The sequence below is a fragment of the Halomonas sp. BC1 genome (genome assembly GCF_002078135.1).
GTDB classification, from domain to species: Bacteria; Pseudomonadota; Gammaproteobacteria; order Pseudomonadales; family Halomonadaceae; genus Vreelandella; species Vreelandella stevensii.
The window spans coordinates 348,798-365,126 of sequence record NZ_LFGS01000019.1 but is presented as its reverse complement, the minus strand read 5'-3'; the positions used below and the strand labels follow the sequence as shown (position 1 = coordinate 365,126).

Sequence of the window (16,329 nt, the reverse complement as noted above, 5' to 3'; positions counted from 1 at the left end):
GGCCTCTCGTATCCACTCGGTTTAGCAAACGCCGTTTTGCCTCGCGCACAGCGGCGTTTCTCCACCCGCCCTATCCCTGCCGGGCTGTGTACCTATCAGAGTACCCTCATCCTCCTGACATGCGCACTTGCCGGAGCATCAATGAACCGTATCAACCCCAACAAGCTACACCACAGCAAATGGACAGCCGCCACGCCCCGCAACAAGGAGAAACATTTCATCGTGACCCAGCTGCTGCGCGACGAGGAAGAGCAGGTCGTCGATATTGTGCTGGAAGCCGTGCACTCCCACCGTGAAACCACGCTGCCCTGGCAGGCGCTCAAGGATGGCCAGACGTGGAAAATGGGCTGGAAATAACGCTTCCCATGGCAAGACTCAAAAAATAATCACGAAAGGCTTTGACCCAGCCGCGTAAGCATGACACTGTAGCGTCAGTTGGTTAGTAAGCAAGCAGCATGGTTTCAGTTGCATACGATCTTTTTCGTCAGCCTGAATATTGTATTCCTTGTTTCACCCGCTACTTCATCTGGGTAATACCAGGAATTTTATTAAGGCGCATCAGCGCAAAGGATCTACACAATGGCAACTGGCACAGTTAAATGGTTTAACGACACCAAAGGCTTCGGTTTCATCGCTCCTTCTGACGGTGGCGACGATCTGTTTGCACACTTCTCCGAAATCCAGTCTGACGGCTTCAAAACCCTGCAAGAAGGCGCTAACGTCTCTTTCGACGTTACCCAGGGTAAAAAAGGCCTGCAGGCTTCTAACATCAAGCAAATCTCCTAAGTCTTCGGACTTGAGCATTTGCTGGAACCCACGCCTCGTGTGATGGGTTCCACCAGAAAGGCCCGCTTCGGCGGGCCTTTTTGCGTTTGAGCGTCATCTGCAAACTACACTCGCTCCCAGACGATGAGCCGTGTATCCACGGTCAACGACAGCGCCTCCAGATTCGCCGCTCGCTCACGGCCTTCGGCACTGGCGCGGTAAAGGTGAGGCGTCATGGCCAGCAAATCGCCAATCGGCTCGGCCCCCTTCAAAGTGACCACATAGCGCAACTCATGCGCTGAATGCGCCACAAAGCCTGTGGGCACCTCGGGGGGCTTGTCACGGGCGGGCTTCAGGGTCGGGTAGATGACCTCGCGCAGCTCTCGCAAATGCTCAGGCCCCGCTTCCACCTGCAGCAGCTGCCCACCCGGCTTGAGTACCCGCGCAAACTCCGCATGCACCGGAAAACCGAACAGGCACAGCACGCTGTCCAGCGTGGCCGACTGTACCGGCAGCTGCGCATTGCTGCCCACCACCCAGCGGCACGTCTCGGCCCCCTGTTTGGCAGCCGCCAGCACCGCCCACTTGGAAATATCCAACCCCATCAGCGCCAGCGACTGTTCGGCTGGCCACCGCCCCGCCAGCTCACGCAGGTAGTACCCCTCGCCACACCCCGCATCCAGGCAGTGATACGCCTCCTGCCCATGGGCATGGCGCTGGAGGATCTCGCTCACCGACTCGGCAATCGGCCGATAATGCCCCGCCGCCAGAAAACGCTGGCGGGCAGCCACCATGGGCTTGCTATCGCCAGGGTCCGTCGAGCGCTTCTGCTGCACCGGCAGCAGGTTCACATAGCCCTGTCTGGCCACATCGAAAGCGTGGCGGGCGGCACATCGCCACGTATTGCCTTCCAGATAGAGCGGTTCGCCATCGAGCGGGCAGGTCAGAGGCTGAAAGGGAGTTATGCTCATTGCTGCATCATGGCAGCCACCGAAAGAAGGCAAAATATAGTGCCCCATAGATTTAGCGCGTCACCAGGACAATGCCAATTAGAATAACGCCGCCGCCCATCATGAAATTAGGGCTTAACGGCTCGTTGAGTAGTAGGGTACCAAAAAGCACTCCAAAAAGCGGACCCAGAAAAGAGAACACCCCCAGCTGTGATGCACGATATCGACGTAACAAGGTAAACCACAGCATCAAAGCAGCAAACGAGATCACCAATGATTGAAAACCAAGACTGGCCATGGCTAGCCCTGTGAACTTGGCGCTGAATAGCTGACCAGATATAGCGGCCACAGGTAATAGCAACAGCGCTGTGACACTGAGCTGATAGCTCAATGTCAGCTCTGCAGGGGCCTCAGAAAGAGAAGTCTTACGAATGATGACCGTCGTTGCCGCCCAGGAAAGCCCGGCCAGTAACCCCAGTGAATCGCCGATCAGAATATCGACGCTGTAAGCACCGCTTGGAGCCATGGCAATCACCATGCCCAAAAACGCTAACCCTACTCCCCACCATTGACGAAGCGACAGCTGCTCACCAGGCACCCAAAGATGCAATCCAAGCGCTGCGAAAATGGGAGCCGTATACAGGAAGACCGACATATGGGATGCCAGGGTATAAGTAAGCCCCCAAGCCACAAAAGAAAACTCTGCTGCAAAACCCATCCCTACGAGTAAACCAGGCACCCAATGGCGCTTTACCGTCTTCCAGCGCAAGCCACGCCAATAAGCCAGCAACCCTACCAAGCAGCCAGCGATAGCAGAGCGTAAGGCAACCTGAGCTAGAGGTGAGATATCATCAGCCACTCCCTTGATGGCCACTTGCTGAAACCCTAATACAATACAAAAAATCAACATCAGCGATGCCGCGGTCATGTCGACTGATTTTCGTTGCGAGCCTGCTTCCTGCCAGCAAGCCTGGCTCCTCATGGCTATCTTTTGGTGGTTCACAATAAGCTCCTATAACATCAAGATGCTCATTGCAGCAGGAAGCCAAACCATACACAAACGATTACTTTTCGCGCCCAGGCTTAGGAAAACTCACGCCATGAGAATCGGAAAATTGCCACTGAATGCACTACGTGCCTTTGCCGAGGCCGCAAAAGCAAACAGTTTTAAAGCGGCAGCGCAACGCCTCGGGGTGACCCCTGGCGCAGTGAGTCGCCAGGTCAAACAATTAGAAGATCACTTGGGTGTCATGCTATTCGAGCGATATGCCCATGGGGTACGTACAACCGAGGCAGGCCAAGCTCTCGCGGAAGACGTTCTTGCGGGTTTATCACGTATCGCTAACGGAGTTCAGCATGTCACCGAGCGCTCCCAAGGAGCGTTCCGCTTATTGCTCAGCGCACCGCCTTCCTTCTTGCAACTTTGGCTACTGCCTCGTTTGCCACGCTTTGAAGCTCGTGAGCAGCAAATCGAAATCTCGTTGGATGCCGAGGCACGTTTGACGCCTCCCATGTGGATGACCAACAGCGCTCGCATCTCGTTACGCTATGGCAAAGGGCCTTGGCCTGGTGTTGTTAGCCAACACCTTTTCGAAGATATCCTGTTCCCTGTGTGCTCACCGAATCTGTTAACGCACTCAGGCATCACGACACCTGGCGATCTGTTGAAACAGACATTACTTACCGTCCATTGGGACCACCACCAGAAATACGCCATTCCTGGCTGGCACGAATGGTTTCAACGCGCGGGGGTAGAAGTCATGAACCCTCCTCGTCAACGCCAATATTCGCTTTATAGTTTGGCACTCGACCAAGCCATGGCGGGACAGGGTCTCGTCCTGGCCAGCTACCCGCTTGTCGCCGAACGCCTTGCCAGCGGTGTGCTGGTTCGTCCCTTTGCAGATGACTTCTCTCTCGCGTCGCCCTTCACCTACGAGCTGATACTGCCCACTGAGGGCGAAACACCACCAGCAGTGGCATGCTTCGTCGAATGGCTAGCGCGTGAAGCGTCTCATTTTCGCGGCACCCCCTCATGACTTCGACTAGCTTAATGTTATTCGTCATGAGCCCCCTGGCTGCCAGCTAGAATGATGAAAAACATTGTGAAACGCCCCTAAAGACCCTATATAAGTCGACCTACGCGCTTACATTTGCAACAACCCAGTTGTTGCGAAAAGATCGTTGCAAAAGTGCCTTAACTTCCGACCACCTTGGTGAGACACCATGCAAGCATTGCTGCGCAGCGCGGGCGCCTGGCCCTACCTGATGGCCATTTTCCTCAATGCGTTTGTGGATCTAGGGCACAAGATCGTTATCCAGAACACGATTTTCAAAAGCTACGACGGTACGCAACAGGTGGTGCTGACGGCGCTGGTGAATGGCCTGATTCTGCTGCCGTTCATTCTGCTGTTCAGCCCTGCGGGCCATCTTTCCGACCGGATCCCCCGCGTCAGCGTGCTGCGCGTCTCGGCCTGGGCGGCCGTGGCGGTGTCGCTCGGTATCACGGCGGCTTACTACCAGGGCTGGTTCTGGCTGGCGTTTGCCATGACGCTGCTGCTGGCCATTCAGTCGGCCTTCTACTCCCCTGCCAAGTACGGGTTGGTGAAAGGGCTGTTTGGCAAGCCACGCTTGGCCGAGGCCAATGGGCTGGTGCAAGCCGTCACCATCGCCGCGATACTGGCAGGCACGGTGGCCTTTACCGCGCTGTTCGAATACTGGGTGCCTGCGGGCGGCGGCTCCCCTGCCGAACTGCTGCGCCACATTGCCCCGTTGGGTTGGCTGCTGGTCCTCAACAGCGTCCTGCAGGTGGTCGCTCTGTACCGCTTGCCGCTGGACCCACCGCGCCCCGCGCCCACCCTCTTGACCTGGGCGCGCTACCGCAGCGGCACCGCCCTCAGGGAAAACCTGCGACTGATTGCCCAGCAGCCCGTACTGCGGTTGTCGATCATCGGCCTGGCCACGTTCTGGTCGGTGGGCCAGGTGCTGCTGGCCGCCTTTCCGTCCTATGCCAAGGATGCACTTTCCATCGATAACACGCTGGTGCTGCAAGCCATCCTGGCCGCCAGCGGGATCGGGATTGCGCTGGGGTCGCTGCTGGCCAGCTCGCTGTCCCGCAACCGCATCGAAACCGGGCTGATTCCGGTGGGAGCCATTGGGGTCGCCATCGGCCTGTGGTGCCTTCCCCTGTTCACGACGCCCACCAGCCAGGCGTTGAACTTCGTGTTCATCGGCATCATGGGTGGGCTGTTCATCGTGCCGCTGAACGCACTGATTCAGTTCCATGCGGCCGACCACCAGTTGGGCACCGTGATGGCCGCCAATAACTGGATCCAGAACCTGGCCATGCTGGGCTTTCTGGCGCTCACCGCGCTGTTCGCTCTGGCAGGGGTCGATAGCCACTATCTGCTGCTGTTGATTGCCAGCGTTGCCATGGCGGGCGGCGCTTACACTATCTTGAAGCTGCCGCAGAGCCTGGTGCGCTTCGTATTGGGGTTTCTACTCACCCGCCGCTACCGAGTAGAAGTGCATGGCCTGGAGAACCTGCCTGCCCAGGGGGGCGTGCTGCTGCTGGGCAACCATATCAGCTGGATCGACTGGGCCATGGTGCAGATCGCCAGCCCACGCCCCGTGCGCTTCGTGATGCTGCGCTCCATTTATCAACGCTGGTACCTGCGCTGGTTTTTCAAGGCCCTGGGCTGCATCCCCATCGAACGCGGCGAGCAGGCCGACATTGCGCTGGCCAAAGTGGCCAACATGCTCAATGCAGGCGAGGTCGTGTGCCTGTTTCCAGAGGGTGCCATCAGCTATAACGGCCAACTGGGCGAGCTGCGCCGAGGCTACCAGCGCGCTTGCCAGCAGGCCGACCCGAGTGTGTGCATCGTGCCCTTCTATCTGCGTGGGCTGTGGGGCAGTCAGTTCTCCCGCTCCTCCAGCAAGCTGAAGGAGCTGCGCAACGCGCCGCTGCACCGCGCCGTGGTGGTCGCCTTTGGCAAGCCGCTGCCGAAAGACACCTCCGCCGATGTGCTCAAGCGGCGCATTTTCGAACAGGCCACCCACTCCTGGCTGCACGCCATGGATACCTTGCCCAGCCTACCCTGCGCCTGGATCAAAAGCGTCAAACGCCGCCCCGGCGCGCCTGCCGTGGCAGATACGTTGGGTAGCGCATTGAGTGCCGGCCAGGCGCTCACGGGCAGCCTGTTGATCGCCAAGCGTCTGATGCGCCACAGTGCCCAGGAGCCCGTCGTCGGGGTGTTGCTGCCCACCAGCTCGGCGGGGGTATTGGCCAATATGGCGACGCTGTTGGCGGGTAAAACGCTGGTCAATCTGAACTATACGGCCAGCCAGGAAGCCCTGGCCTTTGCACTTCAGCAGGCAGAGGTACGCACGCTGCTCACCTCCCGACGCTTTGTCACCAGGCTGGAGCAGCGCGGCCTCGACGTCACACCGCTGTTGGCCAGCCTTCGCGTTCTTTACCTGGAAGACCTGCAGGCCAGCATGACGCGCCGGGAGCGGCTGATGACCTGGCTAGCCGTTCGCTGCCTCCCCGGTTGGCTGCTGCAAACGCTCTTCTGCCGCGCACAGGATGCCCGCGCCACGGCGGCCATCCTGTTCTCCAGCGGCAGCGAAGGAATGCCCAAGGGCGTCATGCTCAGCCACCGCAACCTGATGGCCAATATCAAGCAAACCTCCGACGTACTGAACACCCAACACGACGATGTGGTGATGGCCTCGCTGCCGACATTTCATGCGCTTGGGTTCACGGTGACTCAGCTGCTGCCACTGGTGGAAGGGCTGCCCCTGGTCTGCCACGCCGACCCGACCGACGTATCCGGGGTTGCCAAGACCGTCAGCCAGCACCAGGCCACCATCATGTTCAGCACCTCCAGCCTGCTGCGGCTGTTCAACCATCACCCCAAAGTGCAAGCCGAGCAGTTGCACAGCCTGCGCATCGTGGTCGCCGGTGCCGAGAAGCTGGATGATCGTGTACGAGAAGGCTTCATGGTCAAGTTCGGCAAGCCCATTTATGAAGGTTACGGGGCCACCGAAACCGCTCCGGTGGTCTCGGTCAATTTGCCCGATACGCTGGGCTCTCGTTCGCAGCCGCTGCAAAAGGGGCATCGGCCGGGCACGGTGGGCATGCCGCTGCCGGGCACCAGCGTGAAAGTGGTCGACCCGGAAAGCCTGGATGAACTGCCCACCGGGCAAGCCGGTATGGTGATCGTCAGTGGCCCTCAGGTCATGCAAGGCTACCTTAATGACCCCGAACGCACTGCCTCGGCACTCAAGACACTGGATGGGCAACGGTGGTACATCACGGGCGATAAAGGATACATGGACGAAGACGGCTTCTTGACCCTCATCGACCGCTACACGCGCTTTGCCAAGAAAGCCGACTTCGCGGGCGCCAAGCGGTTGGCAGAGCAGCAGCTCAGGGAGCCTTGATACTCAGTAGCGCGGCCGACAGAGGGCAAACGGCAAGGACTTTCACAGGCACGGACACAGACACAGACACAGGCAAATGCGCCCCTAGTCGGGGGCGCTGTTGCCTCCGGTTTCTGCGCTGCCTTCGCTGCTGGCGTCTCCGCGGTTGTCGCTGCTGCCTTCGCCGGGCCCGCGGGGGGTGCGTTCATGGGTTTCCTGGCGGGCGCTCGACGTGGTTCCCGAGCGCTGGCCGTGGCCCTTGGCAACGTCGTGGTGGCTAATGACCATGACCTCGCGGGGCCACCATTCGGGGTGCTCATCGCGGATGTAGGCCATGAGCTGCTCGCGGATGTTCATTTCGGCGGTCCAGCCCGATAGCGGGTCGGAGGTCATCAGGTAGCAGGTGACGGTCTGCGCATGTGCCGTTTGCCCTGTGACGTAGCACAGCAGCTTGTGGTGCTCGACTACGGACTCTTCGGCCTCGGCAAATTCGATAAACTTTTCACGAATTTTGGAGATGTCGGCACTCAAATGCAGCGTCAGTTCCAGAAAGCGATACATCTTGGCACTTTTGACCGACAGGTTCTCGAAAGGCTTCGAGATGAAGTAGGTCACCGGCACGATCAAGCGACGCTCATCCCAGGAGCGCAGGCGGATAAAGGTATAGAAGATACCCTCTACGTAGCACCATTGGCCCTCGAAGATCACCAGGTCACCGATGCGCACCGGCTTGGCCAGCGAAAGCTGAAAAGAGGAGAGAATGTTGCCCAGCACCGCCTGGCCCGCAATGCCCACCAGCACGGCCAGCACGCTGGCCGAGGCCAACAGCGAAAGGCCCAGGGATTCGAACAGCTTGATCTGCCCCAGCACGTACACCGATACCGACACCAGCGTGACCAGGATGATGCCGCGCCGCAAGGCGTACAGGCTGGTCAGCAGACGGCGCTTGTCGCGGGGTTTGGTATCGTCGATTTCCCCCACCAGGCGACGCGTCATGCGCAGCATGATGGTATCCACCAGGCGTAGCGCGATGGTGCCCCCGCCCCAGGCCATCACGGCAATCAGCAATACCCGGAAGGTGGTAGTGGCCACGGCGGAAAACGACACCACGTAATCCAGCAGTGCCTGAGTGAACAGCGCCATCACGATCAGCGCAACGGGCACCCCGATCTGGTCGGCGAAGATGGTCGATACGCCGGAGGGCAACAGGCGCGCCACGAGCCTCACGGCATAGTAGGCCACGACGCCCACTCCGCTCACCGTCAGCAGAAACAGCGGAATGGCCAGCCACTCCCAGACCTTCAGCATGCCGAACGAGGTCTTGAACCGCTCGGGGATATACTGCTCGATCACCGAAGGCCCGTACTCTTCGTACAGCTCGGGAATCGCTGACACACTCTCCGGCATCACCAGCCACACGGGGTCTTCATCGGGGATGCGGTAACGGCCCAGGCGTACATCGTACGCATCGCCATTGATCTGCAACGAGGCCAGCTCGATATTACGTCGGGGTTGGCCGGTCATCGGGTTCTGGCCGGACGGGTCTTCAATGGCCGCATCCTGGCGCCCGGACAAGTTGGAGGCGTTGAGCCACTCGCCGCGCCGCAATACTTCGGCCAGCTGCTCGGCCAGTTCGGCCCCCCGGCCGGGCTGCTCACCCGAGTCGATATCCGCCAGGTTGAGCAGATGCGCGGCGGCCGCGTAGTCCCCCTCCTCGGTGAGCGTCAGGAAGCTGCGAATCGCTTCCCTGGGCGTTAGCCGCTTGACCTCTTCCGGCACTTCGCCCAGTCCGGCATTCAGCGTGTCTGCGGTGAACCAGCGTTCATCTTCGCTTTCGTCGCCCTGGCTCTGCGCCAGGCCCATGTGCGAGAAACATAGCCCTACCAGCAGTACTAGCCAGTATCGCCATCCGTGTACTTTCGTCATTCTCGCCTCTATCCGTGCTTATGGTTGGACCAAGTACAGACCACGATAGCCCGTGAGGCAAGTCACGCCCCGGCGGGCGATCACGGTGCCAACCCTCCCAGGCGCTGCAACGCCTCATCATAAAGCCCCGTCAGCAGTAGCGCCCCCAACACCGTGATTCCCAGTAACAGCAGCAGCCCGGATTTGGCCAGTAGCGAAAGGTCCAGCCAGTAGTAATAGCGCCCCAGTGCCACCAGCCACAGCACCACGCCTGCGCCCAACACCAGCCACTGGCCAAGGGCGTATCCGAGCAACAGCAGCGCCAGCCAGGCGCCATATACGGCTACAGGCAGAAAAGCGTGGGTCAACGCGCCCGACAGCCAGTGCATCATCAGCAGGGTCACCGGCACCCCGCTGCCCAACGCCAGCACGCGCAGCGCCCAGCCCGCTGACCAGCCCCGCCGCTGCACGCCCCACTCCCAACCGGCCAGCACCACGCTATTGACCACCGCCAGTCCCCACAGGCCCACCACCTGAGGCCATCCCAGCGCCCCCCCATAACCCCCAAACGCTGGCATAGAGCCAGATGGCCATGTTCACCAGCCCCCACCACAGCAGCCACAGCTCGCTCAGGCGGGCCATGACGACCCAGGGCAGGGCCAATACCGCCCAACCCGCAAACAGTTGCCACGGGTCTGCCCCGGTTTGATACACCTGCCCGATCAGCGCCAGCAGCACACCCACCACGCACACCGCCATGCATAGCGCCAACTGCCTGCCCCTGGGCCGCCGAGCCTGCCACAGCGCCATGCCCACGGCCAGCAACAGCACGGCTTGCAGCAAGCCCAGCCAAGGCAGCAGCCGCATGAACAGCTGGTGCCAGTCCGCGCTCGTTGGGTAGCTCAGGGGGTTCTGCTCATCAACTCTTGAAGGCATACGCATGGAGTCCACAGGGGCCAACGCTTGGCCAGTTAGACATGACGCCAGTCAGCGCCAAAGCGATATAAAGGTTGTACACTGAAACAGAAGCGGAGAACTTCTCCTGCCATCCATCGTCAAAGGTGACGCTCTTCCTGCACCTTGGACATGTTCTTCTACGCAGAGGCTCCCCCATGCTGATAAAAATTGCCAAGCCCAGTGATTTGAAAGAATCGGATGTCACCCCGGAATCCATCTATCTGTCGCGCCGACAATTCATGGGCGGCATGGCGGGGCTGGGGGCTGGGCTTGCGCTGTCGGGGCACGCCCGCGCCAATGCAGACTATTCGGATGTGCCAGCAGGCAGCGGCCCAAAGTGGCTGCAGCAAAAGATCGGCGATACCCAGTGGGGATCCGTGACCCCCAGCGACCCCGATACAGACACCCTCACCCCCTTCGACGATGCCAGCGGCTATAACAACTTTTATGAGTTCGGCACCGGAAAAACCGACCCCGCCCGCCGGGCTGGCAGTTTAAAAACCGAGCCCTGGAGCGTGGTGGTCGATGGCGAGGTGAACAACGGCGGCCGCTTTGCGCTGGAAGACCTCGTCAGCCCTACCCGGTTCGAAGAGCGCATCTACCGCTTGCGCTGCGTGGAGGCGTGGTCGATGGTCATTCCCTGGCTGGGCATTCCGCTGGCCGACATCATCACCCGCGCCGAGCCCACCAGCAAAGCCAAGTACGTGCGCTTCGAAACCCTGGTGGATCCAGAGCAGATGCCTGGCCAGCGCTCGTCGTTTTCGCTGATCGACTGGCCTTATGTAGAGGGCCTGCGCATGGATGAAGCCATGCACCCGCTGACCCTGATGGCGCTGGGCATGTATGGCCGCGAGCTGCCCAACCAGAACGGCGCACCGCTGCGCCTGGTGGTGCCCTGGAAGTACGGGTTCAAGAGTATCAAGTCGATCGTGCGCATTTCGCTGGTCGAAGAGCAGCCGATGAACTCCTGGCAGCTGATTGCCCCCAACGAGTACGGCTTCTATGCCAACGTCAACCCGGAAGTGGATCACCCCCGCTGGAGCCAAGCCACCGAGCGCCGCCTGCCCAACAGCCTGTTCAGCCCCAATACCATGGACACCCTGATGTTCAACGGCTACGCCGACGAAGTGGCCGAGCTGTATGCCGGCCTGGACTTGAGAGCCAACTACTGATGGCCACACCACGCACCTGGTGGCTATGGCGCGGCGGCGTGTTCCTGGCCGCGCTGGCCCCCCTGCTGTACTGGAGCGGTCAGGTGGCCAGCAACGCCGCAGGCCCGGAACCCGGGCGCTACCTGCTACTGAATCTGGGCATTGGCGCACTCTGGCTGCTGCTGATGACCCTGAGCCTGACCCCGCTGACCAAGCTCACCCGCTGGAAAGGCTTCAACCTGATCCGGCGGCAGTTGGGGCTGTGGACCCTCGCTTACGCGACTCTTCACCTGCTGAGCTATGCCCTGTTCATTCTGGGGCTGAACTGGGCCCTGCTGGGCAGTGAGCTGGTCAAGCGGCCTTACATCGTGGTGGGCATGATCGCCCTGCTGGGGCTGGCCGTGCTGGGAGCGACCTCCAACCGCTGGTCGATGCAGCGGCTGGGCAAACGCTGGAAGCCCCTGCACAAGTTTGCCTACGTCATCCTCGCTCTGGTACTGCTGCACTTCTTCTGGGTGGTACGCGCCGACCTGCGAGAATGGGCCGTGTATGCCGCCGTTTCCGCCCTGATCATGGCGACCCGCCTACCGCCGGTGGCACGCACGCTGCCCAAGCTGCGACAGCGTGCCAGTCAGTTCAGGTAGCACTAACCGAACACCCGACGCAAATGGCGACGATACTCCGCCTTGTCGCGCTCGACGTCCGGAGCCTTGATGACATCGTTGGCGATGAACGTGGGCTGGGCGGCCAGCCCGACGAACTGCTGGGATTTGTGGAACGCAAAGTAGACGCCATCGACCCCGCGCCCTTCAAAGAAGTTGCCCGGCTCATCGAAGGCTTCGGCGGGGGCATTCCAGGTCAGCGACAGCATGTAGTGGCGGCCCTGAAGCAGCCCGCCACTGCCGTACTGTTTGGAAGGGTCCTGACGCGAACGGCCATCGCTTGCGTAAAGCGCGCCATGCCCCTCAGTAAAGACTTCATCGATATAGCGCTTGACCGTCCAAGGCGCGCCCATCCACCAGCCGGGCATCTGGTACACGATGGTGTCGGCCCACAGGTAGTGCTGCACCTCGGCGGCGGGCTCGTAGCCTTGCTCGATGACCGTCTCGCGCACTTCATGCCCCAGTTCCAGCAGGGTTTCCTTTGCAACGGCATGCAGGGTATTGTTGAGTTCACCACCAGAGTGGGCAAACGCCTTACCGCCATTGATCAACAGTATCTTCATGACTGACACCTCACTGTGTGTTTGACTGGCCCGCCTAATGATAAGCAGCGGAGCATTGTGTGGGCGCTATTGTGCAGTGAACAATGCCATGAAAACAGCGTACTTCCCGCAAGAGACTCTTGCTCAAAAATCAACAATTACTTGCCACGACCAGGTCTGATATTCATGAAAAGTACTCTGGAAGAGCAGCAAGCCTTCATTACCGTCGTGGACTGTGGCTCGATCACCGCCGCCGCCGAGCAGTTGGCCATGACGGTCTCCGGCGTCAGCCGCGCCCTGTACCGGCTGGAACAGAAGCTGGGCACCACGCTCCTGCGCCGCACCACCCGACGGCTGGAGCTGACGGAGGAAGGCGACACCTTTCTGGCCCACTGCCGCAGCATCCTGACCGCCGTGGAAGCCGCCGAAGAGGCCGTGCAGGACCGCCATCAGCAGCCCAGCGGGCGGCTGCGCATCAATGCCGCACCCAGCTTCATGCAGTTCGTGGTGGTGCCGCTGATCGAGGAGTTTCGCGCCCGCTACCCGCAAATCACCCTGGAGCTGGATACCCATGACCGCTTTGTAGACCTGCTGGAACAGCGGGTCGACCTGGCCATTCGCATTGGCGCGCTGGAAGATTCGTCGCTCCATGCGCGCCCCCTGGGCCACAGCGCCCTGCGCGTGCTGGCCAGCCCCGCCTACCTGGCGCGCCATGGCACCCCCTCTCAGGTAGCGGAACTGGCCCAACACACCCTGCTCGGTTTCAGCCAGCTGGACCACCTCAACCGCTGGCCGTTGCACGGAGCCGATGGCCAGCCGCTGCATATCACGCCCACCCTGGCGGCATCCAGCGGTACCACTCTGCTGGAGCTGGCAATCTCAGGCGTCGGTATCGTTTGCCTGGCCGATTTCATGACCCAGGCCCCACGCCAGCGTGGCGCACTGGTGGAAGTGTTGCCCGACCACACCACGCTGATCACACAGCCCATCCATGCCGTCTATTACCGGCAAGCCACGCTTTCCCATCGCACCCGGCTATTCATGGAGTTTCTGGCCGAGCGGCTGCCACCGCGGCTTGCGGTGCCGTGATGTCAGTACAGCCATCCACCGCCAGCCCTTGCATACGCACGCCTATCGACGTGATGCTGGTGGTAACCCGCCTGTTCTATTTCTCTGCCAGGTGGTCACGTTTCTGCTGAAACGCATCGCTGAATGCGGCCGCCAAGGCTGCCCACGCTTGGCTGAAGCGGCCCAGACGGGCAAGTCGCAGCATTCGCGCCAAGCGTAGAAGGCGCAACAGGAAAGCGTTGTTGTGGACCATGAAGCCCAGACAGATAATACGGTTAGTGACCGACAAGCCCTGCTGAAGGCGAGCTTCAGGAGCTAACTGCCGATGTAGCGCGGTTCTGAATGAGGTCATGTGATAAAAGCGTTCAGCCAGTGAGGGGAAAGAGACGTCACTATAGCGCTAAAATCTGCCAAGCTGCTTACCCGCCAATGGCTGCATGGCGGCAAAGCGATTAGCATCCTTTTTGGCCGAGCCGACTGACCACGAAGCAACTTATGAAAGACAACGTACGAAAGATAATGTACGAAAGACACTGTGTAGAGAGGGCCAACATCCACTAAGGTGATGACACTCCATCGTTAAAAGGGATTGCGCAATGATCGAAACAAGGGAAGAACTCGACGCCATCAAGAAGTCCTGCCATGCCATGGTGACACGCAGCGCCGGCCTCTCCGCAGGTACGGCGATGATTCCCGTGCCGGGGCTGGACATTGGCTCGGACGTGGCGATCCTGATGCGCATCATCCCCAAGATCAACAGCCAGTTTGGGCTAACGCCGGAGCAGATCGACCGTCTGGATACCGAAAGCAAGCTGTTCGTCATGACCGCCATCTCCAATACCGGCAGCAAGATGGCGGGCAGGTACATCACCAAAAACCTGATCGTGACCCTGCTTGGCAAGATGGGCATCAAAGTTGCCGCCAAAGGCACCAGCAAATTCGTCCCGCTGATTGGCAGCGCCGTGGCGGGCGGCATCAGTTTTACCGCCATGAAATACATGGGCAACAGCCACATCGAAGACTGCTACAAGGTCGCGTTGGCCGCCCTGGAAAACCGTCAAATCGAACCGATGGCCGACGCCGACCCCGAGGCGCCAGCCGATGACTCCCACCCGACCGAGACGCCGTAGCGTCGACCAACAAGGAAACACAATGCCTGCTTATGTCGTTTTGACCCGTGAACACACCCACAACAGCGAAGAAATGCAGCGCTACAGCGAAAAAGCCAAAGCCGCTCGGGAAGGCCACGACCCGCAGCCGCTGGCCTTCTACGGAGACTTCGAAGTGCTGGAAGGCAGCGCCATGGAAGGCGCCGTGATCCTGCGCTTCCCCGACATGGCCGCCGCCCGCGCCTGGTACCAAAGCCCCGCCTACCAGGAAGCCCGCCAACACCGCTTCCTGGGCGCCGATTACCGCGTCTTTTTGGTAGAGGGTATGGAAGAGGTGTTATAAGCAAACACTCTCCTGCTGTCATCAGCGGGGGAGTATCATCAAGGGATAGCTGCTATAATGAGCTCAACAGAACGACTCAAGGAGCGCGATAATGGTTCGCAGGCCCCCCACAGATAAAGTAATCGTTTCTCGTGAGCGTATTGTGCGAGCCGTCGCCAGCTCGAGTGCAATCGAGACAGGCGAGCGTACAGAGGTGATTGAAAAACGCCTGATGTCTCGCCCAAGGCTTTTCAACAAGTTGACCTTATCTTCCTGAGGCGATGCCTTCGACGTTACTGCGCCGACAAAACATCACGAACTAAACGTTCGACAAATTGGTAGTCGCCCTCCAGACCAGCCTGAATCGCTTTGAAATAGTAATCCTTGTGCTCATTCCATAAGCTATAGTCCAGTGGTTGAGCTCCCGCCTTGACAGCCATCATATCCAACAGCAAACGTGAGATCCGGCCATTTCCCTCACGGAATGGATGAATCAGTATGAACTCGACATGCATTTCAGCAAGAAAGCTGACCAGTTGCTCGTCCCCCATCTCAGGTAACGTAGCAAAACGAGCGAGATACTGGTTCTCGAACGCTTGAGCCAACCTATGAATTTGCAGAGGCGATGCAAACCGAATATCGGGCTTAGACATATCAACGGTTCGGTATTGGCCCGCCCAATCGTAAACATTACCTAGCCAAGCTCTATGCCAATGGCGAATTCTTTTGAAATCAACCGTTTCTGGGAAAGTATCAAACACTTGTATGTAGAGCGCTGCAAGCAGCTCCGTCTCTGCAATATTCATATCTGCCGGATCATCAATACCAGCAAGATTCTTCAGCACCTTATCTTCTGATCCCGGCTGATACTCACTTTCACTACCAGAAACTTCATAACGACTCATAGGAATAGCCTTGCTTCACTGCGCATGCAGCCCCAATTGAGCACACGTTAGCAACCGATACACAACCAAGAGTACACGTTCCGCTGCGAGCGAACACCAAGCCTATGCAAACCAGCCCATCAGCTCAGCATTCTGTATCACCCCAGCAACAAGTCACCCTCGATGGGGATGAACTGGCTGGCGGCGTTGATCAGGGAAGCGGCGGTGAGCTGGGGCACGCCGTAGACTTCCACCCGTTTGCCGTGGGCCTCACGGATCTTCTGCGCCAACAGGTCGAAGTCGCCATCGCCGGAGACCAGCACCACTACATCCGCCTTCTCGGCGTATTCGATGGCATCGAGAGTGATGCCCACGTCCCAATCACCCTTGGCCGAACCATCCGCGCGCTGAATGAACGGCTTTAACCTGACCTCGAAGCCAATCGAACGGAGGATATTCTGGAACTCACGCTGCTTGGCATCGCCCTTGTCGATGGCATAGCAGCGGGCGGCCAGCACCTCCCGGTTCGCCGTTGCCTTGGCCCAGAAACGACGGTAATCGAAGTGCCTGCCGTAGGCGTCGCGTACGGTGTA

Annotated in this window: 18 protein-coding genes; 9 read left to right on the top strand and 9 right to left on the bottom strand. The window is 59.6% G+C overall.

What is annotated here, in order from left to right; all coding sequences use genetic code 11:
* Positions 1 to 141: 141 nt before the first annotated feature.
* Positions 142 to 357 (top strand): TIGR02450 family Trp-rich protein, encoded by a 216-nt coding sequence (locus B7L72_RS15720; protein ID WP_081195417.1) that lies wholly within the window; start codon positions 142 to 144, stop codon positions 355 to 357.
* 222 nt (positions 358 to 579) lie between these two features.
* Positions 580 to 786 (top strand): cold-shock protein, encoded by a 207-nt coding sequence (locus tag B7L72_RS15715; RefSeq protein ID WP_009095703.1) that lies wholly within the window; start codon positions 580 to 582, stop codon positions 784 to 786.
* A gap of 104 nt (positions 787 to 890) precedes the next feature.
* On the opposite strand, the gene B7L72_RS15710 is transcribed toward B7L72_RS15715, so the two are convergent.
* Complete coding sequence (locus B7L72_RS15710; protein WP_081195415.1) at positions 891 to 1,736, bottom strand: putative RNA methyltransferase; 846 nt, start codon at positions 1,734 to 1,736, stop codon at positions 891 to 893.
* A gap of 52 nt (positions 1,737 to 1,788) precedes the next feature.
* Positions 1,789 to 2,643: a DMT family transporter gene (locus tag B7L72_RS15705; RefSeq protein ID WP_096922405.1), complete on the bottom strand. Its 855-nt coding sequence runs from the start codon at positions 2,641 to 2,643 to the stop codon at positions 1,789 to 1,791.
* On the opposite strand from B7L72_RS15705, the gene B7L72_RS15700 reads away from it, so the two are divergent.
* Both B7L72_RS15700 and B7L72_RS15695 read left to right on the top strand, forming a co-directional pair.
* Positions 2,642 to 3,751: a LysR substrate-binding domain-containing protein gene (locus B7L72_RS15700; protein WP_446718574.1), complete on the top strand. Its 1,110-nt coding sequence runs from the start codon at positions 2,642 to 2,644 to the stop codon at positions 3,749 to 3,751. The two genes, B7L72_RS15705 and B7L72_RS15700, sit on opposite strands and share 2 nt — an antisense overlap.
* Positions 3,752 to 3,938: 187 nt before the next feature.
* Positions 3,939 to 7,157 carry an acyl-[ACP]--phospholipid O-acyltransferase gene (locus B7L72_RS15695; RefSeq protein ID WP_081195411.1) on the top strand — a complete coding sequence of 1,073 codons (3,219 nt, stop codon included), beginning with the start codon at positions 3,939 to 3,941 and terminating at the stop codon, positions 7,155 to 7,157.
* An 84-nt stretch (positions 7,158 to 7,241) separates the two neighbouring features.
* On the opposite strand, the gene B7L72_RS15690 is transcribed toward B7L72_RS15695, so the two are convergent.
* The 3 genes from B7L72_RS15690 to B7L72_RS15680 form a co-directional block, all read right to left on the bottom strand.
* Positions 7,242 to 9,062, bottom strand: coding sequence for a mechanosensitive ion channel family protein (locus B7L72_RS15690; RefSeq protein WP_081195409.1), 1,821 nt, complete (start codon positions 9,060 to 9,062; stop codon positions 7,242 to 7,244).
* An 80-nt stretch (positions 9,063 to 9,142) separates the two neighbouring features.
* Positions 9,143 to 9,574, bottom strand: coding sequence for a hypothetical protein (locus tag B7L72_RS15685; protein ID WP_081195407.1), 432 nt, complete (start codon positions 9,572 to 9,574; stop codon positions 9,143 to 9,145).
* The gene (locus B7L72_RS15680) at positions 9,540 to 9,977 is read right to left on the bottom strand and encodes a DUF2157 domain-containing protein (RefSeq protein WP_217806087.1); all 438 of its coding nucleotides are present in this window, start codon (positions 9,975 to 9,977) and stop codon (positions 9,540 to 9,542) included. Before B7L72_RS15680 ends, B7L72_RS15685 begins: the two co-directional genes overlap by 35 nt.
* 176 nt (positions 9,978 to 10,153) lie before the next feature.
* Here B7L72_RS15680 and msrP point away from each other — a divergent pair, with 176 nt between their 5' ends.
* Positions 10,154 to 11,170: a protein-methionine-sulfoxide reductase catalytic subunit MsrP gene (gene msrP / locus B7L72_RS15675; RefSeq protein ID WP_081137832.1), complete on the top strand. Its 1,017-nt coding sequence runs from the start codon at positions 10,154 to 10,156 to the stop codon at positions 11,168 to 11,170.
* Positions 11,170 to 11,793 carry a protein-methionine-sulfoxide reductase heme-binding subunit MsrQ gene (gene msrQ / locus B7L72_RS15670; RefSeq protein ID WP_081137834.1) on the top strand — a complete coding sequence of 208 codons (624 nt, stop codon included), beginning with the start codon at positions 11,170 to 11,172 and terminating at the stop codon, positions 11,791 to 11,793. Before msrP ends, msrQ begins: the two co-directional genes overlap by 1 nt.
* 2 nt (positions 11,794 to 11,795) lie before the next feature.
* Here the strand turns inward: msrQ and B7L72_RS15665 are convergent, their stop codons facing one another.
* On the bottom strand, positions 11,796 to 12,374 hold the full coding sequence (locus B7L72_RS15665; RefSeq protein ID WP_081137836.1) for an NAD(P)H-dependent oxidoreductase: 579 nt from the start codon (positions 12,372 to 12,374) through the stop codon (positions 11,796 to 11,798).
* 165 nt (positions 12,375 to 12,539) lie between these two features.
* On the opposite strand from B7L72_RS15665, the gene B7L72_RS15660 reads away from it, so the two are divergent.
* A complete protein-coding gene (locus B7L72_RS15660) occupies positions 12,540 to 13,442 on the top strand; it encodes a LysR substrate-binding domain-containing protein (RefSeq protein ID WP_081195403.1) in 903 nt (300 codons plus the stop codon).
* 76 nt (positions 13,443 to 13,518) lie between these two features.
* On the opposite strand, the gene B7L72_RS15655 is transcribed toward B7L72_RS15660, so the two are convergent.
* Positions 13,519 to 13,773, bottom strand: a complete 255-nt coding sequence (locus B7L72_RS15655) for a hypothetical protein (RefSeq protein ID WP_254893833.1) — start codon at positions 13,771 to 13,773, stop codon at positions 13,519 to 13,521.
* A gap of 244 nt (positions 13,774 to 14,017) precedes the next feature.
* Here B7L72_RS15655 and B7L72_RS15650 point away from each other — a divergent pair, with 244 nt between their 5' ends.
* The gene (locus tag B7L72_RS15650) at positions 14,018 to 14,551 is read left to right on the top strand and encodes a hypothetical protein (protein ID WP_039183489.1); all 534 of its coding nucleotides are present in this window, start codon (positions 14,018 to 14,020) and stop codon (positions 14,549 to 14,551) included.
* Positions 14,552 to 14,573: 22 nt separating this feature from the next.
* The gene (locus B7L72_RS15645; RefSeq protein WP_081195401.1) at positions 14,574 to 14,873 is read left to right on the top strand and encodes a DUF1330 domain-containing protein; all 300 of its coding nucleotides are present in this window, start codon (positions 14,574 to 14,576) and stop codon (positions 14,871 to 14,873) included.
* A gap of 272 nt (positions 14,874 to 15,145) precedes the next feature.
* Here B7L72_RS15645 and B7L72_RS15640 read toward each other — a convergent pair whose 3' ends face one another.
* Positions 15,146 to 15,757, bottom strand: coding sequence for a Fic family protein (locus B7L72_RS15640; RefSeq protein ID WP_081195399.1), 612 nt, complete (start codon positions 15,755 to 15,757; stop codon positions 15,146 to 15,148).
* Positions 15,758 to 15,894: 137 nt separating this feature from the next.
* Positions 15,895 to 16,329: LabA-like NYN domain-containing protein (locus B7L72_RS15635; protein WP_081195397.1), on the bottom strand; the 435-nt coding region annotated here is incomplete at its 5' end.